General features: G+C 70.6%; 16 protein-coding genes and 1 pseudogene. 4 read left to right on the top strand and 13 right to left on the bottom strand.

All coding sequences use genetic code 11. The features are described 5' to 3' along the window. Positions 1-13 precede the first annotated feature (13 nt). The 10 genes and pseudogenes from OG707_RS30955 to OG707_RS30910 form a co-directional block, all read right to left on the bottom strand. Positions 14-1,411 carry an MFS transporter gene (locus tag OG707_RS30955; RefSeq protein ID WP_329124123.1) on the bottom strand — a complete coding sequence of 466 codons (1,398 nt, stop codon included), beginning with the start codon at positions 1,409-1,411 and terminating at the stop codon, positions 14-16. After that, entirely contained in the window at positions 1,408-2,100 is a 693-nt protein-coding gene (locus OG707_RS30950) for an iron-containing redox enzyme family protein (RefSeq protein ID WP_329124122.1), read from the bottom strand. The genes OG707_RS30955 and OG707_RS30950 overlap by 4 nt, the downstream gene beginning before the upstream one ends. Beyond that, positions 2,097-3,164 carry a radical SAM protein gene (locus OG707_RS30945; protein ID WP_329124120.1) on the bottom strand — a complete coding sequence of 356 codons (1,068 nt, stop codon included), beginning with the start codon at positions 3,162-3,164 and terminating at the stop codon, positions 2,097-2,099. Before OG707_RS30945 ends, OG707_RS30950 begins: the two co-directional genes overlap by 4 nt. 104 nt (positions 3,165-3,268) lie before the next feature. Next, complete coding sequence (locus tag OG707_RS30940) at positions 3,269-5,221, bottom strand: M13 family metallopeptidase (protein ID WP_329124118.1); 1,953 nt, start codon at positions 5,219-5,221, stop codon at positions 3,269-3,271. 37 nt (positions 5,222-5,258) lie between these two features. Then, positions 5,259-5,759, bottom strand: a complete 501-nt coding sequence (locus OG707_RS30935; protein ID WP_329124116.1) for a VOC family protein — start codon at positions 5,757-5,759, stop codon at positions 5,259-5,261. 76 nt (positions 5,760-5,835) lie between these two features. Next, complete coding sequence (locus tag OG707_RS30930) at positions 5,836-7,005, bottom strand: sensor histidine kinase (RefSeq protein WP_329124114.1); 1,170 nt, start codon at positions 7,003-7,005, stop codon at positions 5,836-5,838. Between the two features lie 5 nt (positions 7,006-7,010). Further along, positions 7,011-8,339 carry an ABC transporter permease gene (locus tag OG707_RS30925; protein ID WP_329124112.1) on the bottom strand — a complete coding sequence of 443 codons (1,329 nt, stop codon included), beginning with the start codon at positions 8,337-8,339 and terminating at the stop codon, positions 7,011-7,013. Positions 8,340-8,520: 181 nt separating this feature from the next. After that, positions 8,521-8,724: pseudogene (locus OG707_RS42460) on the bottom strand (ATP-binding cassette domain-containing protein); the annotation flags it as partial. A 293-nt stretch (positions 8,725-9,017) separates the two neighbouring features. After that, on the bottom strand, positions 9,018-10,352 hold the full coding sequence (locus tag OG707_RS30915; protein ID WP_329124110.1) for a class I SAM-dependent RNA methyltransferase: 1,335 nt from the start codon (positions 10,350-10,352) through the stop codon (positions 9,018-9,020). Positions 10,353-10,452: 100 nt separating this feature from the next. After that, positions 10,453-12,501 (bottom strand): APC family permease, encoded by a 2,049-nt coding sequence (locus tag OG707_RS30910; RefSeq protein ID WP_329124108.1) that lies wholly within the window; start codon positions 12,499-12,501, stop codon positions 10,453-10,455. Between the two features lie 288 nt (positions 12,502-12,789). On the opposite strand from OG707_RS30910, the gene OG707_RS30905 reads away from it, so the two are divergent. The 4 genes from OG707_RS30905 (at position 12,790) to OG707_RS30890 (ending at position 18,421) form a co-directional block, all read left to right on the top strand. Further along, positions 12,790-15,288 carry a beta-glucosidase family protein gene (locus OG707_RS30905; RefSeq protein ID WP_329124106.1) on the top strand — a complete coding sequence of 833 codons (2,499 nt, stop codon included), beginning with the start codon at positions 12,790-12,792 and terminating at the stop codon, positions 15,286-15,288. Between the two features lies 1 nt (position 15,289). Continuing rightward, the gene (locus tag OG707_RS30900; RefSeq protein WP_329124104.1) at positions 15,290-16,885 is read left to right on the top strand and encodes a carboxylesterase/lipase family protein; all 1,596 of its coding nucleotides are present in this window, start codon (positions 15,290-15,292) and stop codon (positions 16,883-16,885) included. 196 nt (positions 16,886-17,081) lie between these two features. Next, positions 17,082-17,750: a potassium channel family protein gene (locus tag OG707_RS30895; protein WP_329124102.1), complete on the top strand. Its 669-nt coding sequence runs from the start codon at positions 17,082-17,084 to the stop codon at positions 17,748-17,750. Next, positions 17,750-18,421, top strand: a complete 672-nt coding sequence (locus OG707_RS30890; RefSeq protein WP_329124100.1) for a potassium channel family protein — start codon at positions 17,750-17,752, stop codon at positions 18,419-18,421. Before OG707_RS30895 ends, OG707_RS30890 begins: the two co-directional genes overlap by 1 nt. A 61-nt stretch (positions 18,422-18,482) precedes the next feature. Here the strand turns inward: OG707_RS30890 and OG707_RS30885 are convergent, their stop codons facing one another. From OG707_RS30885 to OG707_RS30875, 3 genes are read right to left on the bottom strand one after another with little or no spacing between them, the layout of a single operon-like run. Next, positions 18,483-19,214 (bottom strand): DUF3159 domain-containing protein, encoded by a 732-nt coding sequence (locus tag OG707_RS30885; protein ID WP_329124098.1) that lies wholly within the window; start codon positions 19,212-19,214, stop codon positions 18,483-18,485. A gap of 3 nt (positions 19,215-19,217) precedes the next feature. After that, positions 19,218-19,601 carry an OB-fold nucleic acid binding domain-containing protein gene (locus OG707_RS30880; protein ID WP_329124096.1) on the bottom strand — a complete coding sequence of 128 codons (384 nt, stop codon included), beginning with the start codon at positions 19,599-19,601 and terminating at the stop codon, positions 19,218-19,220. A 9-nt stretch (positions 19,602-19,610) separates the two neighbouring features. Then, positions 19,611-20,306, bottom strand: coding sequence for a response regulator (locus tag OG707_RS30875; protein WP_329124094.1), 696 nt, complete (start codon positions 20,304-20,306; stop codon positions 19,611-19,613). Between the last annotated feature and the right edge of the window lie 4 nt (positions 20,307-20,310).

Genomic DNA, 20,310 nt, shown 5'->3' with positions numbered 1-20,310 from the left:
CCTCTCCGCTCTCTCACCAGAAGAAGTGCTGCCGTCTGCCGCCGGATCCGCTCTCCGGCCATTCGGGGCCGCCGTGTTCGGGCTCCGGCTCGTCCGCCATGTGGACCTCGACCTCCGGCCGCTGCACGGTCCCGGCGTACGAGTCCTCCGGGCCCTCCGGGTCCGGTACGGGATCCGCCCGCCCTCTTCGCCCGTACCACCAGACGGCGACCCCGAGGACGGCGAGCGCACAGCCCGATCCGAGGAAGACGGAGGCGACGCCGAGCTGGGCCGCGAGCGCCGCGCCCAGCGGGGGCGCGGCGAGCTGGAGCAGGACCGGGAAGGCGTTGGCGGTGGCCGAGACCCGGCCGATGAGCTCCTGCGGGGTCTCCTGCTGGAGGACGTACGGAAAGACGACCATGATCCCCGCCGCACCGAACCCGACGACGAACCCGACGACCATCCACAGCCAGACGGCGCCCTGCAGATCGGCGGAGAGGCCGACCCCCATGACGCACACCATCGCGCCGACGGCCGCCTGGGCGAGGGCCAGCACGGCGAACGGCCCCGGGCGCATGCCCCATTGACTGATGGCCAGCGTGCCGAGCGCGGCCCCGAGCCCCACGGCCGCGACGACGTACCCCAAGCTGCTCTGGGCCACGCCGAGTTCGCGCATGGCGAGCGGCGAGAGGGTGTCGAAGGTGAGGACGAGGAAGAGCGTGGCAGCCATGCTGACGGTGACCGCGACGAGCGCGGGCGTCCGCAGCACATGGGCGAGCCCCTCCTTGAACTCCTGCCGGAACCCTCCCGGCCGGCCTTCGTCGGCGTCCTGCCTCCCGACCGCGGGGGTGCGTGCCGGAAGCCGTACGAGAGCGATCAGAAGTGCGGACACCAGGAAGGTCGCGGCGTCGACGAGAAACGCCGCCCGCACCCCCCAGGCGGCGACGATCAGCCCGCTCAGCGCGGGTCCCGCGACCTTGGCGGCCTGGTGGGCGAAGACGCTCACCGACATCGCGGAGAGCATGTCGCCCTCGGGGACGACGGAGCGCAGCACGCTCTGGTGCACGGGGTTGAACAGCGCCCCGCAGGCCGTCTTGGCCAGCACGAGCGCCAGCAGGACAGGGAGGTCGGGGGCCACGAGATAGCCGAGTACGAGGCCCGAGCGGGCCAGGTCGCAGCCGATGAGGACCGGGGCGCGGTGCGCCATCCGGTCCGCGAGGACCCCGGCGAACGGGGCGAGCACCACCAGCGGCACGGCCACCGCCACGCTGAGCGCGGCGAGCGCGCCGGCGCCGTACTCCCAGGTGTAGGTGATCAGCACGACGAGCGCGAGGTAGTCCAGCCAGTCGCCGATGCTGGAGACGGCCTGGCCGCCGAAGAGCAGCCTGAATCGCGGGTTTCTGAGCGAGGTGACCAGCGTGAGTGAGGTCATCGGCAAGCGCCCTCCGGTGAGGCGAGGAGCCCGGCGAACGCCGACGTCAGCATGTTCAGCGTGTGCAGGGCGGACAGCCGTACGGTGGCGGCCAGTTGGGCGTCCCCGGGCAAAGCGTCGATGGTGCGGCGGAGCTCGTCGCGGTGGTGCCGGTCGAGTACGGCGTGCCGCTGCAGCGTGCGGAAGGCCGCGCGGGGCAGTCCGGTGCGGTCGCTGAGCACGGCCGCGACGTCGGGGGGCGGCGGGCTGCCCTCGGTGACCGCGACGTAGCCGAGCAGGCTGGCGGGGTGCCGGTGACGTATCCAGAAGTACTGGGCGCCGACCGCCGAGGCCACGGATGCGCAGGGGAAGCGCGCCCACACCTCGTCCGGATCACGGCCGAGTGCGGCGAGGTCCTCCCTGACCCAGTCGTCGTGCCCCGCCTCTTCGGCGATGTGCCGCTGCCAGTACGGGTGCAGTGCGGCCGCGACCGGGTCACCGCCGGCGGCGAGCTCGGCGCACCGGTCGCGCGCGCTCTCCATCATGGGGACGGAGGCCCGCAGGAGCTGGTGGGTGAGGTGGAGGAACTCCGGGTAGACCAGGGCTGGTTGGGGCACCGTCCAGATCCGGTCGAGCGTGCGGTGCAGGGCGGGCCGCAGCAGGCGCAGCCAGGCGTCGAGTTGCCGCCCCGCCGGGGCGGGGGCTGTCACCGGTGCCCCAGGTGTACGAGTTCCGCGTAGCGCTCGGACGCGTACCGCCGTACGAATCCGTCCGCGCCCTCGGCCGCGGCCAGCCGCCCGGCCTGTCGCTCGACGACCTGCCCGAAGGGCTCCCGCAACAGCGCGTCCGCCGCCCGTTCCGCCTCGGGCCCTGCCAGGGTCTGCACACAGGTGTCGCAGTAGCCGCCGCAATCACGCCCGGCGCGCTCTGCGGCGTACTGCGGCCCGAACGCGCGCACGGCACGCAGAACGGGCCGCCGAAGATGCCGCGTGCGGATCAACTCCCAGGGATCCTCGGCGATATGACCGAGCCTCAGATGATCGGGAAGCCGTCCGCCGAGCCCGTCGACGACATCCTGGTTGCAGCAGGCGACCACGGTCCCGTCGAAGGTGACGACCGGCCAGGAGGCCATCGCGCAGGGCACGGGCAGCGCCGTGTGCCGTCCCCGGCTCACGGCACGGGGCAGCCATGCGGCGGCCCGCCCCGCGGAACGCACCGCGCCCACAAGAACCGGAACCCGGTCGTCCAGGGTCCGGCGGATGTCGTCGGTCGCCTCGCGCAGATACGGATCGTCGGGCCCGAGCCCGGTCAACTGGACGCTGACGTCCTTGCCTTCGTCGAGGAGCTGCCGCAGCACCCGGAGCACGGCGGCCCGCGGAACCTCCCGCTCGTGGAAGGCGTCGATGCTCACGGCGAGATGACCGACGGCGTCGATGGCGGCCCGGACGGGCGCCGGTATCCGGTCCTGACGGGCGAAGAACATCCCGGTCAGCACCTGCGTACGGCACCCGACAGCCCCGGCCAGTTCGGCGAGCCGGCGCACGAGCCCGGGACGCAGCAGGGGTTCACCGCCAGTGAGCAGCAGGAAATCGGGCCGGTCCAGGGCCGTGAACGTACCGACGAAGCGCTCGATGAGCTCCGCGTCGCACTGCTCGCTCGCCATGGAGGACGAGGTCGAGCAGTGCGCGCAGCTCAGCGGGCAGCGCCGGGTGACCGTGAGGAGGAGCGCGGCTGCGGGCCGCGACCGGGCATCGAGCAGATCGACCAGATGCATCGGGCAGCCTCCTTCCGGCTCCCCTTCACTGTCGGAGGTACGGCTTGCCTGCCGGTATGCACAGACTTGCGGACCTCTTGCGTCGCTTCAGCGGCGCAGCCCCTTCACCAGATCCGCACCCGGTCCTCCGGGGCGAGCCACAGCCCGTCGCCCTCCGTCGTGCCGAAAGCCTCGTGGAACTCGTCGAGGTTGCGCACGATGTTCGCGCGGAACTCCGGCGGCGAGTGCGGGTCGATGGTCAGGTACTGCTGCTCCTGCTCCTTGCGGCGCTTGGTGCGCCAGCAGAAGGCCCAGTTGAGGAAGAGCCGCTGCGAACCGGAGAGCCCGTCCTGCTCCGGGGCCGGCGCGCCGTCCAGCGCGATCAGATAGGCCGTGTGCCCGATGGTCAGCCCGCCCAGGTCGCCGATGTTCTCGCCGACGGTGAGTGCGCCGTTGACGAACTCGCCGGGCAGATTGCGCGGCGAGAACGCGTCGTACTGCTTGATCAGCTCGCTGGACTTCGCCTTGAAGGCCGTGGTGTCGGCCTCGGTCCACCAGTCGTTGAGGTTGCCCTGGCCGTCGTACTGGGCGCCCTGGTCGTCGAAGCCGTGTCCGATCTCGTGACCGATCACCGAGCCGATGCCGCCGTAGTTCTCCGCCGCGTCGGCGTCGGGCGAGAAGAACGGCTTCTGGAGAATGCCCGCCGGGAAGCAGATCTCGTTCGTGCCCGGGTTGTAGTACGCGTTGACGGTCTGCGGCAGCATGAACCACTCGTCGCGGTCGACCGGCGCCCCGATCTTGGCGAGCTGGCGGTCGGACTCGAAGGCTTCCGCGGCCTGCGCGTTGGCGAGCAGATCGCCCTCGGTCACCTCCAGTGCCGAGTAGTCGCGGAACTTCTCCGGGTAGCCGATCTTCGGCCGGAAGGTGGCGAGCTTCTCGTACGCCCGCTCCTTCGTCTCCTCCGTCATCCAGTCGAGCCGGCCGATGGACTGGCGGTACGCCTCGAGGAGGTTGGCGACCAGCTCGTCCATCATCTCCTTGGAGCTCGGCGGGAAGTGCCGTGCGACGTACTCCTTGCCGACGGCCTCGCCGACCGCGCCCTCCACGAACTGCACGGCGCGCTTCCAGCGGTCGCGCAGTTCGGGGGTGCCGTTCAGAGTGCGCCCGTAGAAGGCGAAGTTGTTCTCGACGAACGCGCCGGAGAGATACGGCGAGCAGGCCCCCACGACGCGCACGAGCAGCCAGTCGCGCCACTGCTCGACGGGCACCTCGGTCAGCACACCCGACAGATGCGCGAGGTACGAGGGCTGGCGCACACAGGTCTCCGCGAACACGGCCTCCGACCCGCCGAGCCCGGCCGCGTACCCGCTCCAGTCGAACTCCGGTGCCAGCACGGCCAGTTCGGCGAAGGTCGTGAGGTTGTACGTCTTCTGTACGTCCCGGGTCTCGGCCCGCTCCCAGTGCCCGGCCGCCAGCTTCGCCTCGATGTCGAAGACGGTCTGCGCGGCGCCCGCAGGGTCGCCGTGCTCGGCAAGCGTGAGCAGCTCGGTGAGATAGGAGAGGTACGCCGCACGAATGTCGGCGAACTTCTCCTCGCGGTAGTAGGACTCGTCGGGCAGCCCGATCCCGCCCTGCAGCAGATTGACGAGATACCGGTCGGAGTCGCGGTCGTCGCTGGAGATGTACGAACCGAAGAGCCCGGAGCCGCCGATGCGCTCGAAGCGGCCGAGGAAAGCAGCCAGCTCACGCAGATCGCGGACCCCGCCCACGGCCTCGATCAGCGGCCTGGCGGGGTCGAGCCCCTTGGCCTCGGCCGCGTCCTCGTCCATGAAGGAGGCGTAGAGCGCGCCGATCTTCCGCGCGTCCTCGTCGTCGGTCCCGCCCGCCGCGAGTTCCTGGATGATCTCCTTGACATGCCGTTCGGCGTTGTCGACCAGCTCGACGAAGGGACCCCAGCTGGAGCGGTCGTCGGGGATCCGCGCAGTGTCCAGCCAGCGGCCGTTGACGTGCCCGAACAGGTCGTCCTGCGGGCGGATCTCGGGGTTCATGCCCTCACGGGCTTCATCCAGGATGCTCATCCCTGAACCGTAACGGTCGACCGCCGTCCCGGAACGCTCAGGTGGCAGATCCCGCGGCGGCACCGGTCTTCAGATCCGGCCCCCATCGGTCCAGCGATGCCTCAAGATCCAGCGCCCGCGGCTGGGCGGCTTCGCCCTCGGCGGGCCAGTCCTCGCGCGGCACCCGCCACATGACCTCGAACTCGTTGCCGTCGGGGTCCTTGGCGTACAGCGACTTGGACACCTGGTGGTTGGTCGCACCGACGAGCGCGCCGCGCCCGTTCAGCTTGTCCAGCATCTCGACGAGTTCCCCGAGTGTGCCGACCTCCCAGGCCAGGTGGTACAGCCCGACCCGTCCCTGTTCGGGCCCCGGAGCGTCGGCGCCGATCGCGAACAGCCCGAGATCGTGATCGTTGAGGGTCTCCTGGGCGCTGAGGAACGCCGCACGGCCCGGAATCTCGACATCGACCTTGAAGCCGAACACATCGGTGTAGAACTCGACGGCGCGAGCGACGTCGCGGATGTAGAGCACAGCGTGATTGAGACGACGTACGGGCATGGGTTCCTCCTGCGATTCAGCTTCACCCCCGACAGTACGTCCAACAACTTGAGACTTCAAACAAATGTCGTGCTCATCACGCCGGACCGTTCACAGGGAGTACGGCGAGGACGCGCGTGCCGTCGCCCAGCGAGCTGGTGACGGTGAGTTCCCCGCCCAGCTCGGCCAGCCGTCGCCGCATGCCGTCCAGGCCGAAGCCCTGGGACTCCCCGACCACGAAGCCCTTTCCGTCGTCGGTGATCTCCAGCTCGATCCCCGGGGCCAGTTCGGCGAGGACGACACCGACGTGCGCGGCGGCCGCGTGCTTGCGTATGTTCGCGAGCGATTCCTGCAGGCAGCGCAGCAGCGCGATCCGGGTCTGCTGATCACAGTCGATGTCCGGAAGTTCCGCGCTGACGGTGTGGTCCGTGTCCTCGGCGAAGCGCTCCAGAGTCCGCCGCAGGGAGGTCGCCACCGAGCCGGGAGCCACACCGCTCTGCGGAGCCGAGCCGACCAGCACCCGGGCCTCGGCCAGGTTCTCCCGGGCGGTGTTCTCGATGGAGACCAGCTGCGCCCTGCTCCTGCCCGGGTCCTTCTCGAAACCGAGGCGAGCCGCTTCGGCCAGCACCACGATGGAGGCGAAACCCTGGGCAAGGGTGTCGTGGATGTCGCGCGCCATGCGTTCACGCTCCTCCACGGCGCCCCGGCGCTGGTTCGCCGCGGCGAGCGCCGACTCGGCGGCGGCCAGCTCGGCTCGGAGCCGTCTGGCCCGCTCGTTGTTCTGCTCGATGACGCGGTGCACCCACACACCGATCACCACGCCCGCCGCATAGCCGAGCACGATGACCGCGTCGATCTCGGCATCGACTCCTTCGATGGACCCGCAGCCCAGGGTGACCGCTGCGGCAACACCGCTCCAGACGGCAGCGGAGCGCGGACTCCTCGCGAAGACCCAGAACTGTGGAAGAGCCACCACGAACATCGAGGCCTCACCACCGAGCAGATAGGCCATCGCGCCCAGGCCGACGACGAGCACACCCAGATAGACGTGCGGCCGCAGCACGGGACGTCCGGGGAAGACCGGCCCGATCGGATAACACAGGGCAAGCACGGCCAGCAGGCCCAACGACCAGTACGTCCGCGCACTGGAGTCGTCCAGTACCGCCAGAGCCGGCGGCACAAGTCCCAGGAGCAACCAGAAGACGGCATGCCAGCGATGGAGCGAACCTATCCAGAACTGGTCGTTGGACTGCGGCTGTTGATCCATACGGATCAGCGTACGATTCCGTGATCCCCGGGCCGCCCGCGCAGAACGGCTCCCGCCGCAAGCAGGGTCGTCGCCAGGGTGAGGGCGACCGCGCCGGTGATCACCGCGACCAGGATCCACGGGGAACCGGCCGGCAGCGCCGTGCCGAGGACACTGATGCTCAGCGGCACCAGGGTCGCCGCGGCGACGAGGCCGCCCAGCACAACGCCGGCCAGTGCCACCAGCGCTGCTTCCACGGTCATCATCTGCAGGACCTGCCGCCGGGTGGCGCCGATGAGCCGCTGCAGCATGAACTCCCCGCGCCGCTCGGCGGTTGCGAGGATCTGGGTGTTGACCAGGGCGAGTGCCGCGTAGCCGACGACCACGCCCAGGATCAGATACGCCATCCAGGTCTGGGTGTCGTCCGCATCGGCCTGCGCCGCCTCCAGAACCTCCGTGCCGGACACCCGCAGCCCCGGGTGCTGTTCCGTCAACGAGCCGAGAGCGGCGGCCAGTTGGTCCGGCCGTGTGCCTTCTGCCGCACTCACCACGATCTGGGGGACGAGCCCGCCGTCCGTGTGCCCGACCAGGAGCGAGGCCGGGACGAGTGCCGTCTCGTAGCCGCGGCGTCCCTCCAGGGTGGCGACCAGCTTCAGTTTCACCTGGGTGCCGTCACCGAGGCGCATCGGCACCAAGTCACCGAGCCTGCGGCCGTCCGCGTACGTCGCGGGCAGCGCGACGGTGTCGCCCTGCAGCGCGTTCAGGCTTCCGTCGGCCGCACGGTATGCCGTGGCGCGCTCCACCCCTTGCGCGGTGACGCCCTGCATCGGCAGCTCGACGGGCTGCGGTCCTGTGTCCTCGCCCTCACTCGGGCGCATCGGCTCGTCCGGCTCGATGTAGCCGGTGGTGGGTATCTGCGCGGAGACCGCGGCGACACCCGGCTGCCGGCGGACGGTGTCGACCAGATCGAGCGGCAGCCCGCCGGAGGCGGAGGTCACCACCAGGTCCGCGCGCAACGTCTCGTCGAACGCCCGCTTCGCTCCGGCGGATTGAGTGGTCTGCATAAAGATGAGCCCGACGGCAAGGCCACTGGCGAGCATCACCGGCATGACCGCGGACGCCATCCGGGCCGTGCGCGCCCGTGCGTTGTGCGCGGCGAGTTCCCCGGCCAGCCCGGACATCCTGCCGACGGGACGGCGCAGTACGGCAGTCATGGCGCGTACGACCACGGGCCCCAGCAGACCGAAGGCCGCGGCCCAGACCATCGCGGCCGGAGTGGCGACGCCCGCGGCATCGGGCCCGGCCGATGCCGCGGTGCCCCAGGAGAGGGCCGCTCCCCCGGCCAGGCAGAGCACTCCGGCGATCAGCCGGAACGCGCTGAACCAGCGGCGCTGCAGCGTGGCTTCGGCCAGCGCCTCGGTGGGCCGGGTGCGAGCGGCCGACTGCGCCGCGACGTACGCGGCGCCGACGGCGGTGAGCAGTGCCGTTCACGACGGTCCGCCGGGGGCGGGTGCCGGCGAGGCGCAGCGGCAGGGTCACGTTGTCCACCACGCTGAGCGCGGGCAGCAGGTTGAACGCCTGGAAGACGAAGCCGATGCGCTCGCGCCGGAAGCCGGTCAGGGACCGCTCCCGCATCGAGGCGAGATCCACCCCCTCCAGATGCACCGACCCCGAAGTGGGCCGGTCCAGACCCGCGGCACAGTGCAGGAACGTGGACTTGCCCGACCCGGAGGGCCCCATGACGGCGGTGAAGGTGCCGCGCTCCAGGCCGAGGGTGACATCGTCGAGCGCGGTCACCGGATTCCTCGCCCCGCCGTACACCTTGCTGACGTGGCTGAGCCGGACGGTCTCTTCGTGGGCCGGGCCCGGGGCGGAGGCTGACAGCACCCGCGTGCGGCGTGAACTCTTCATGCCCCAAGGCTCGTTGAGAGGCCGGGGTCGTCGACAGCGGCTACTGGTGGAACCTGGGGTCCACCAGTCGGTGGACCCCAGAGGACGGACCGCAGCGATAAAGGTCAGGCAGGTAAGACAGGTCAGGCAGCCTTGGCGATCGGCTCGAGGATCGCGACGCACTCCACGTGGTGGGTCATCGGGAAGAGGTCGAACGCCCGCAGCATCCGCACCTTGTACCCGCCCTCCTTGAAGTACGCCAGGTCCCGTGCCAGCGCCGCCGGATCGCACGCCACGTACGCGATGCGCCGCGCCCCAAGGGCTGCCAGCTGCTTCACCGTCTGCTTGCCCGCTCCTGCGCGCGGCGGGTCCAGGACGATCAGGTCGACCTCCGTGATGCCCGTGCGGGGCAGGACCGACTCGACCTTGCCCTGCTCGATACGGACCCGGGGGAAGCCCTGGAGGTTGTGCCGGGCGTCCTCGACGGCGCGCTTGCCCGACTCGATGCCGAGCACGGCGCCCTTCTCGCCGATGCGGTCCGCGATGGCCCCGGCGAAGAGGCCGACCCCGCAGTACAGGTCGAGTGCCATGTCGCCCTTGCGCGGGAGCAGGCCCTGCATCACGGCGCGCATCAGGGTGTCCGCGGCCTTCGGGTGGACCTGCCAGAAGCCGCCGTTGCCGACGCGGTAGGTGCGGTCGTCGGCCCGCTCGCGGACGAAGGCCCGGCCGTGCACGCGGTGGATCCCGCCGTCGTGCTCCTCGATGCGCAGGACCGAGACGGGCTTGTCCAGTTCGACCAGCGGGAGGCGGGCGCCGGGGCGCGGCTCCAGGATCACCTGGCGGTCGTTCGAGCCGGTCGCCGCGATGGCCTCGACCGAGGCCATGCCGGCCCAGTCGCGCTCCTCGATGCCGAGTTCCGTCACTCCGGGCGCCGCGATCATGCACCGCTCGATCGGCTCGATCTCGTGCGAGCGGTGCCGGCGCAGACCCGCGTTGCCGTCGGCGTCGACCGCGTACTGCACGCGGGTGCGCCACTGCGGGACCTCGCCGGGCGGAAGCTTGTCGCCGTCGGCCGGCATGACCGTGCCGTCCCAGCCCGCCTCCTCGGGGGTCAGGCCCGCGAGGCGCTGCAGCTGCTCGGCGATGACCTCGCCCTTGAGGCGGCGCTGGGCGCCCGGCTTGGCGTGCTGCCAGTCGCAGCCGCCGCACTTGCCGGGGCCCGCGTACTCGCAGGGCGCCTCGACGCGGTCCTTGGACGCCTCGATGATCTTCACCGCGTCGGCGCGCAGGAAGCGCGAGTCCTCGGCGCCGTCGGTGACACGGGCGACGATCTTCTCGCCGGGCAGGGTGTGGCGTACGAAGAGGACGCGGCCGTCTTCCGTACGGGCGATGCAGTGGCCGCCGTGTGCGACGGGGCCGACCTCGACCTCGTACTCCTCCCCGACCAGCGAAGACTCAGGTGCGTTCGCGTTCTGCATGGTGGGGTGACTCCAGAGGTCAAAAGGGAAGCGGCCGGACAACGACCCACCAGTCTACGTGGGTGTTGTCCGGCCGCTCGCCAACGAGAGGCGACGGGGGTCAGCTCTTGTTCGTCGGCTCCTTGGGGCGCTGGCTGACCGGGCCACGACGCACCGCACCCGGCGCGTTCCACTCGGCCCGCCTGCGCGCCCGCACCTTCGCGGCCTCGGAGGACTCCAGCTGGTACGGCACCGAGGTGACCATCACGCCGGGCAGGAAGAGCAGCCGGCCCTTGAGGCGCAGGGCGCTCTGGTTGTGCAGGAGGTGCTCGTACCAGTGGCCGACGACGTACTCCGGGATGTAGACGGAGACGACGTCCCGCGGGCTCTCGCGCCGCAGGCCCTTCACGTACTCGATGATCGGCCGGGTGATCTCGCGGTACGGGGAGTCGAGGATCTTCAGCGGCACATTGATGCCGCGCCGCTCCCACTCCTCCTTGAGCGCCTTGGTCTCGGCCTGGTCGACGCCGATCGAGAGCGCCTCCAGCTGGTCCGAGCGCATCAGCTTGGCGTACGCGAGGGCGCGCAGCGTCGGCTTGTGCAGCTTGGAGACCAGGACGATCGAGTGGACCCGGGAGGGGCGCACGGTGTCGTCGGAGGGGACTTCGGGGGCCGCGATCTCGTCGGTGACCCGGTCGTAGTGCCTGCGGATCGCGGACATCGTGCCGTAGAAGATCACCATGCCGAGCAGGGCGACCCAGGCGCCGTGCGTGAACTTGGTGGCCAGGACGACGACCAGGACCAGGCCGGTGAAGAAGGCGCCGAAGGTGTTGATCGCGCGTGAACGGATCATCTTGCGGCGCTTGTTGGGGTCGGTCTCGGTGCGCAGGTGGCGGTTCCAGTGACGGACCATGCCGGTCTGGCTGAGCGTGAAGGAGACGAAGACACCGACGATGTAGAGCTGGATGAGGCGCGTCGAGTCGGCGCCGTAGATCACTATCAGCAGCACGGCCGCGCCGGCCAGCAGCACGATGCCGTTGGAGAAGGCGAGGCGGTCTCCGCGGGTGTGCAGCTGGCGCGGGAGGTAACGGTCCTGCGCGAGGATCGAGCCGAGCAGCGGGAAGCCGTTGTACGCGGTGTTGGCGGCCAGGAAGAGGACCAGCGCGGTGGCTGCGGCGAGCACCACGAAGAGGAACGAGCCCTTGCCGAAGACGGCCTCGGCGACCTGCGAGATCACCGGGTTCTGTACGAAACCGGAACCGACCGGGGTGCCGTTCTTGAGCAGGTCGGTCGCCGGGTTCTCGGCCATCTTCACGTCGGTGGTCATGGCCAGCGCGATGATGCCGCAGAACATGGTGACGGCGAGGCCGCCCATCAGGGCGAGCGTGGTCGCCGCGTTCTTGCTCTTGGGCTTGCGAAAGGCGGGGACGCCGTTGCTGATGGCCTCGACGCCGGTGAGCGCCGCACAGCCGGAGGAGAAGGCCCGCAGGAGGAGGAAGACCAGGGCGAATCCGGCGAGGCCGCCCTGTTCCGCATGGATCGAGAGGTTGGCCGTCGGGGCTTCCATGTTGTCGCCCGCGATCAGTCCGCGGTAGCCGCCCCAGAGCAGCATGATGAAGACGCCCGCGACGAAGACGTAGGTCGGGATCGCGAAGAGCTTGCCCGACTCCTTCATCCCGCGCAGGTTCATCAGGGTCAGCAGGACGACGGTCGCGACCGCGCAGAGCACCTTGTGCTCCACGACGAACGGGATCGCCGAGCCGAGGTTCTCCACTCCGGAGGCGATCGACACGGCCACCGTGAGGACGTAGTCCACCAGCAGGGCGCTGGCCACGGTGAGACCGGCCTTGGGGCCGAGGTTGGTGGTGGCGACCTCGTAGTCACCGCCGCCGCTCGGGTAGGCGTGCACGTTCTGCCGGTACGAGGCCACCACGGTGAACATCAGCACCACGACAGCGACCGCGATCCACGGGCTGAAGTGGTACGCCGACACACCCGCGATCGAGAGTACGAGCAGCACTTCTCCCGGGGCGTACGCCACCGAGGACAGAGGGTCGGAGGCGAAGACGGGGAGTGCGATGCGCTTGGGGAGGAGCGTTTCTCCCAGCTTGTCGCTGCGCAGGGCCCGGCCGATCAGGATCCGTTTGGGCACGTCGGTCAGTTTGGACACGCAGAGGATCGTAAGCGTTCGATATGGGTGCCGCCCACCCACCACCCACTTATCGCTGTGAATCCCCTGGGTCCATTCGTGGAGGGTTCCGTACGGGGTGCCCCCGACCGCCCGTCGCCGTGAGGGCCCAACTTCGTTTCTTGTTCAACTCATTGACACGCGTCAGCTGCGGTCATAGCTTTCCGGCCGAAATCACTGACACACGTTCAAGGGCTGAACACAACCCTGTCATTGACACGTGCAAGTGATGCACACCATCACGTCCCGATACAGAAGGAGTGACGGTCCATGCCCGACATCGTGTCCCGCCCCGTGTCCAGACGATCGGCCCTGCGCCTGCTCGGCGGCTCCATCGCCGTGGTCGCGGCAGCCACCACCGGACTGCCCGCCGCCCACGCCACGACCGCCCCGGCAGGGTCCGGCGCCCGCACCCGCCGTGTGGAGTCGCTGCTCGCCCGGCTCACCCTCGACGAGAAGCTCACCTTCCTCTCCGGCACCACCGACCCCAGGAACCTCGGTCAGGCCGGATACATCCCCGGGATACCGCGCCTCGCCATCCCGCCCCTGCGCCTCACGGACGGACCCGCCGGAGTCCGCGTCACCGCGCACGCCACCGCGCTCCCCGCCCCCGTACTCCTCGCCTCGGCCTTCGACCCGGAGCTGGCCCGCCGGTACGGGAAGGTCATCGGCCACGAGGGCCGCGCCCTGGAGCAGGACGTGCTCCTCTCCCCCATGGTCAACCTCATCCGGACCCCGTACGCGGGCCGCAACTTCGAGACCTTCAGCGAGGACCCGCTGCTCGCCTCCGACCTCGTCGCCGCGGAGATCACGGGGATCCAGGGCGAGGGGCTCATCGCCACCGTCAAGCACTTCGCGCTGAACAACCAGGAGAAGGACCGCGACTCCGTCGACGTACGGGCCGACGAGCAGACCATGCACGAGCTGGAGCTGCGGGGCTTCGAGTCCGCGGTCGCAGCCGGCGCGGGCGCCGTCATGGGCTCGTACAACAGGGTCAACGGCACCTTCGCCTGCGAGAACAAGGACCTGCTCACCGGCATCCTCCGCGACCAGTGGGGCTTCGACGGCTGGGTGATGACCGACTGGTTCGCCGCGCACAGCACCGTCGCGTCGATCGCCGCCGGCCTCGACATGGAGATGCCGGGCGGGATCTACTTCGGCGCCGCGCTGAAGAAGGCCGTCCAGGACAGGACCGTGCCCGAGGCCTGGATCGACCGCAGCGTGCGCCGCATCCTCGGCGTGATGGACCGCTTCGATCTTCTGGGCGGTACGGTGCCGACCCGGCCCGCGCGCGACGCCGAGGCCGGGGCCGCCGTGGCCCGCGAGGTGGCCGAGGCGGGCGCGACCCTGCTGCGCAACCGCGACCGCGCCCTGCCGCTCACCGGCTCCGCCGCCCGCGACATCGCCGTCGTCGGACCCACCGCCACCGTCCCGTTCGTCAGCGGCGGCGGAAGCTCCCACGTCACCCCCGACCACGCCGACAGCCCGCTCGACGCCATCACTTCCCGGGCCGGACACCGCGCGCAGGTCTCGTACGCGCTCGGCGAGGACATCTTCGGCAAGCCCCTTCCCCCGGCGCAGCTCACCCCGGCGGCGGACCTCGACGCGCGCAAGGTCGCGGCCGGTGAGACCTGGTCGTACGACGGAACGCTCACCGTCGACGCGGCCGACGAGTGGACCTTCGCCATCCACTACTCGGGCGCACGCCCCACCGTGCTGCTCGACGGCAAGGAGCTCTTCCCGCTGCTGCCCGGCTACGGCGAGTACTTCGCGGGCGGCCTGACCGGAGTCGCCCCCGACGGACTGATGCTGCGCCGCACCCCCGTCGCGCTCACCCAGGGTCAGCACCGGCTGCAGATCACCGCGAAGGGCGGCGACGCGGGCCAGACCTTCCGGCTGCGCCGCTTCAACTCCGCGACCAGGGCGGCCGACGTCGCCGCGGCCGTCAGGACCGCGCGCGGCGCCCGCAGCGTGGTCCTCTTCGCGTACGAGGACGCCACCGAAGGTCTCGACCGTACGACGCTCGCCCTGCCCGGACAGCAGAACGAACTGATCGCCGCAGTGGCGGCCGCCAACCCGCGGACCACCGTGGTCCTCAACACCTCGTCGGCGACGACCATGCCGTGGCTCGACGACGTCGCCGCCGTCCTGCAGATGTACTACCCGGGCCAGGAGGGCGCCGCCGCCACGGCCGCCGTGCTCTTCGGCGACTGCGACCCGGGCGGCCGGCTCACCCAGTCCTTCCCGGTCTCCGACACCCGCCACCCCATGGCGGGCGACCCGCTGCGCTACCCCGGGGTCAACGGCAGGGAGGAGTACTCCGAGGGCATCCATCTCGGCTACCGCTGGTACGACGCCCAGGGCATCGACCCGCTCTTCCCCTTCGGCCACGGGCTCTCGTACACCTCCTTCGCCTACGGCGACCTGACCCTGCGGCCCTCCGGCGGCGGCTTCGAGGCGCGGTTCACCGTGCGCAACACCGGGCGGCGCGCGGGGGTCGAGGTCGCGCAGATATACGTCGGCAGGTCACCGGACCTCAAGCTCGACCAGGCCGTACGCACCCTCGCCGGCTACCGCCGGATCCACCTCGCACCCGGCGAACACCGCCACGTCACGGTGCGCGTCGCGGCCCGCACACTCTCCTCCTGGGACGCGAAACGGCACCGCTGGGTGCTCGGAAGCGGCCGCCGCACCGTCCAGGTGGGCTCCTCCTCGCGCGACCCCCGGCTCACAAGGACCGTCGTCATCGGCCGCGGAAGGGACAACTGACATGAGGACCAGTCGCATCCGCGGGGCAGCGGCGGCCGTCGCCGCACTCGCGGCACTTCTCGCGGCGGCCCTGCCCGCCCAGGCCACCGCCGCCCACCACGACAGCACCCTCGTCCGCACGCAGGACGGCTGGGTCCGCGGGCAGTCCACCGCGGAAGGGCGCCAGTTCCTCGGCATCCCGTACGCACAGCCGCCCGTCGGCGAGCTGCGCTGGGCCGAGCCGCGCCCCGCGAAGTCCTGGCAGGGCGTCCGCAAGGCCACCGACTTCAGCAACCGCTGTGTGCAGAGCGCGAGTTGGGACCCCGGCTACCAGGACCCCACGTACACCGAGGACTGTCTCGACCTCAATGTCTACGCACCCGGGGGCAGCGGCGACAGGCCCGTCATGGTCTGGCTGCACGGCGGCGGGCTGACCGCGGGCGCGGGCAGCGACATCGTGCCCGACACCTTCGCGCGGCAGACCGGCACGGTTGTGGTGAGCGTCAACTACCGCCTCGGCGCGATGGGCTTCCTCGCCTCCGCCGGACTCGACCACGAGGCGAAGGACGGCGTCTCGGGCAACTTCGGCATGCAGGACCAGCAGCTCGCGCTGCGCTGGGTGCGCGCCAACATCGGCCGCTTCGGCGGCGACGCGCACCGCGTCACGATCGCGGGCGAGTCCGCGGGCGGCCGCTCCGTCTGCACCCAGCTCGCCTCGCCGACGGCGCGCGGGCTGTTCCGGGCCGGGATCATCGAGAGCGGGGCGTACGGCGACTGCGCGGCCCGCACCCAGCAGACGGCCGTCGCCGCGGGCGCCGCGTTCGCCGCGAAGCTCGGCTGCGACACGGCCCAGGACACCGTGGCCTGTCTGCGCCGCAAGCCCGCCCAGGACGTCCTCGCCGCCCAGTCGGGCTTCGACTGGGGCCCGGTGACGGGCGGCGCCTTCCTGCCGCAGCAGCCGGCCGCGGCCCTCGCCTCCGGGCGCGCGGGCAACGTGCCGGTCCTCAACGGCGCCAACAAGGACGAGGGACGGCTCTTCGCGTACGGCTCGTACGACGGCCAGGGCAAGCCCCTGACCGCGGCCGCCTACCCCGACGCCCTGAAGTCGGCCTTCGGCCCCACGACCGGCGCGAAGGCCCTGGCCCGCTACCCCCTCAGCGCCTATCCGTCCCCGACCCTCGCCTACGCGGCGGCCGTCGGCGACCAGCTGATGGCCTGCCCGGCCCTGCGCCTCGACCGCACCCTCGCGGGGGCCGGGCGCGCGCCCGTGTACGCGTACGAGTTCGCCGACCGCACCTCCCCGCCCTTCGCCTCGATCCGGGAGGCCGGAAAGACGTTCGACTTCGGCGCGACCCACGTCAACGAGGTCCAGTACCTCTTCAAGCACTTCGGCCTGGAGACCCCGCTCAACGCCGAGCAGCGCGCCCTGTCCCGGCAGATGGTGCAGTACTGGGGCTCCTTCGTGCACGGCTCCGCCCCCCGCGCCGCAGGACAGCCGGCCATGCCCGACCAGCGCAGCCACCCCGGCCGCCCCCTGTCCCTGCGCACGGCGTCGGCGGGCGGCACCACGGTCTCCAGCACGGTCGGCGCCGAGCACGGGTGCAGCCTCTGGGACTGAGTCGTGACGTGACCCGTGCTTCGTTCGGCTGTACGGGTAGCGTGTCCGATGACGGCGGAGCGGGCACGAACAGTGCCGTCGCACCGCCGTCACCGAGCCGCGTAGCCCAGTCATGGCCCCCGGAGGGGCACGGAAGGACAGAAGATGATGAACGTGCAGGTCAAAGCCCCACTGGACAGGGTGAGGTAGGGGCCCGATGCACATCGTCATCATGGGCTGCGGGCGAGTGGGAGCCGCTCTCGCGCAGACCCTGGAGCAGCAGGGGCACACGGTCGCCGTGATCGACCAGGACCCCACGGCCTTCCGCCGCCTGGGCGCCGGGTTCGGCGGCCGCCGCGTCAACGGGGTCGGCTTCGACCAGGACACGCTGCGCGAGGCGGGGATCGAGGAGGCCGGTGCGTTCGCCGCGGTGAGCAGCGGCGACAACTCGAACATCATCGCCGCGCGCGTCGCACGCGAGATGTTCGGCATCGAGAACGTCGCGGCCCGCATCTACGACCCCCGCCGTGCCGAGGTCTACCAGCGTCTGGGCATCCCGACGGTCGCCACGGTCCGCTGGACCGCCGACCAGATGCTGCGACGGCTGCTGCCGTCCGGCGCCGAACCGCTGTGGCGCGACCCGAGCGGCGGCGTCCAGCTGGCCGAGGTGCACACCTCGACGGCCTGGATCGGGCACAAGATCAGCACGCTGCAGGAGGAGACCGGCGTCCGCGTCGCCTTCCTCACGCGCCTCGGCGAGGCGGTCCTGCCGACCTCCCAGACGGTGCTCCAGGAGGGCGACCTCGTCCACGTGATGATGCACACGGACGAGGTGGAGAAGGTCGAGGCGGTCTTCGCCCAGGGCCCCGAGGAGGGTGGTCACTGATGCGTGTCGCTATTGCCGGAGCCGGCGCCGTGGGCCGTTCCATCGCGGGCGAGCTCCTGGAGAACGGGCACGAGGTGCTCCTCGTCGACAAGGCCCCCACCGCCATCTCGGTGGAGCGGGTGCCGATGGCCGAGTGGCTGCTGGCCGACGCCTGCGAGATCACCTCGCTGGACGAGGCCGCGCTGCAGCGCTGCAACGTGGTGATCGCTGCGACGGGTGACGACAAGGTCAACCTGGTCGTCTCGCTGCTCGCCAAGACCGAGTACGGGGTGCCGCGGGTCGTGGCCCGCGTCAACAACCCCAAGAACGAATGGCTCTTCAACGAGTCCTGGGGCGTCGATGTCGCGGTCTCCACGCCGCGTCTGATGTCGGCGCTGGTGGAAGAGGCGGTGAGCGTCGGCGATCTCGTACGGCTGCTGCGCTTCAGCCACGGCGACGCCAACCTGGTCGAGCTCACGCTGCCCCCGGAGTCGGCGCTGGCCGGCACCCAGGTCTCGGACGTGGCCTGGCCCGAGGACACCTCGCTGGTCACCATCATCCGCGGTACGCGCGTCCTGACGCCGAGCCCGGAGGAGACCCTGGAGGCGGGCGACGAGCTGCTGTTCGTGGCGGCTCAGGCGCGTGAGGAACAGTTGGAGGACCTGCTGTCGGTCCGCCGGGAGACCGCCTGACACAGCCAACGCGAAGGGCCCGGGACCATCACGGTCCCGGGCCCTTGCCACGTAACTACGGCTACGCCTCGCTCTGCTGAGCCGCGGCGGCCTTACGGGCCTTCTCGGCCTGCTCCTCCGCCTCCATCTCCGCGAACACGTCGATGGGCGGCGGCGCCTTCGACAGGAAGACCCACGTCAGATAGATCGCGAGCAGCATCGGCGGCAGCTTCAGCGCGATGACCACCCAGCCGAACTGCGTGGTGTCGCCCCACCAGTACAGCGGAAACAGAATCGCGTACTTGGCGAGGAAGATCAGGCCCCAGGCCCAACTCGACTTCATGTACGCCGACTTGCGGCCCGGGTTCCTCGTGCGCCAGGAGAGGTTCTCCTTGAAGATCGGCCCGAGGATCAGCCCGATCAGAGGGAAGCCGACCAGCGCGGAGACGATGTACGCGAGCCCCGTGCCGACGCCGTAGAGCATCCCCGGCAGGTAGAAGTTCTTGGCGTCGCCGGTGAACATCGAGAAGACCACACCGATGACGACGCCGAAGACGCCGCTGAAGGCGTGCTTGACCGTGTCCTTGCGGACCAGGCGCACGGCGACCAGCACCAGGGACACCGCGAGCGCGGCGATCGCCGCGGAGTGCAGGTCCTGGTTGATCGTGTAGATCATCACGAAGAGCAGACCGGGGAGAATCGTCTCCGCCATGCCGCGCACGCCGCCGAAGGCCTCGGAGAGCGCGGCCTCGGTCACGGCCTTGGACTCGGCGTCGCTCTCCGGTGTGGTGGTCGGCTTGTCGATCGACGTCACCGGCTACTCCTGTCCGATCGGTCGCAGTTCGTACTTGGGATTGAACAGCACCCTGCGGCCGTGGCTCATGGAGATCCGGCCGGAGGCAATCAGTTTGCGGCCCGGCTCTATACCCACGATGGAGCGCCGGCCCAGCCACACCACGTCCAGCGGGGCCGTGCCGTCGAACAGCTCGGCCTCCAGGGCGGGCACGCCCGCCCGAGGGCGCAGGGTGACCGTGCGCAAGGTACCAGTGACCTTGACGATCTGCCGGTCTCCGCAGTCCGTGATACGGGTGCACCCCGTGGCCTGCGTGTCCTCCTGCAGCTCCGCGGAGTGCAGGTCTTCCTGGGACGACGACAGCCTGTCGATCATCCGGCGAAAGCGGCCGGTCGGCTTAGCGCTCATACGGGAAGCCTAACGCTCGAAGCGGTAACCCATTCCCGGCTCGGTGACGAAGTGCCGGGGGTGAGAGGGATCTGTCTCCAGCTTGCGCCGCAGCTGGGCCATGTACACCCGCAGATAGTTGGTTTCTGTGCCGTACGAAGGCCCCCAGACCTCCTGGAGCAGCTGCTTCTGGCTGACCAGACGGCCGGTGTTGCGCACCAGCACCTCGAGCAGGTGCCATTCCGTCGGGGTCAGGCGCACGTCGCGCCCCTCGCGCCGCACCTTCTTCGCGGCGAGGTCGACGACAAAGTTCTCCGTCTCGACCAGTGAGACGTCATCGCCGGCGCCGTCCTGGCCGCCGACCGGCTCGGCCCGGCGGACCGCGGCCCGCAGCCGGGCGAGGAGCTCGTCCATGCCGAAGGGCTTGGTGACGTAGTCGTCGGCGCCCGCGTCCAGCGCCTCGACCTTCTCGTCGGAGGTGTGGCGGGCGGAGAGCACCAGGATCGGGACGCGGGTCCAGCCGCGCAGACCCTTGATCACCTCGACGCCGTCCATGTCGGGCAGGCCGAGGTCGAGGACGACCACGTCGGGATGGCGGGCCGCGGCCAGCTGGAGGGCGGTGGCGCCGTCGGGGGCCGCGTCGACCTCGTACTTCCGCGCCTTCAGGTTGATCACGAGGGCGCGCACGATCTGCGGCTCGTCCTCGACCACCAGGACCCGGGTCATCGCA

Source organism: Streptomyces sp. NBC_01465, from assembly GCF_036227325.1.
In the GTDB taxonomy this organism is placed as follows: domain Bacteria; phylum Actinomycetota; class Actinomycetes; order Streptomycetales; family Streptomycetaceae; genus Streptomyces.
This window is presented reverse-complemented; position numbering and strand designations above follow the sequence as displayed.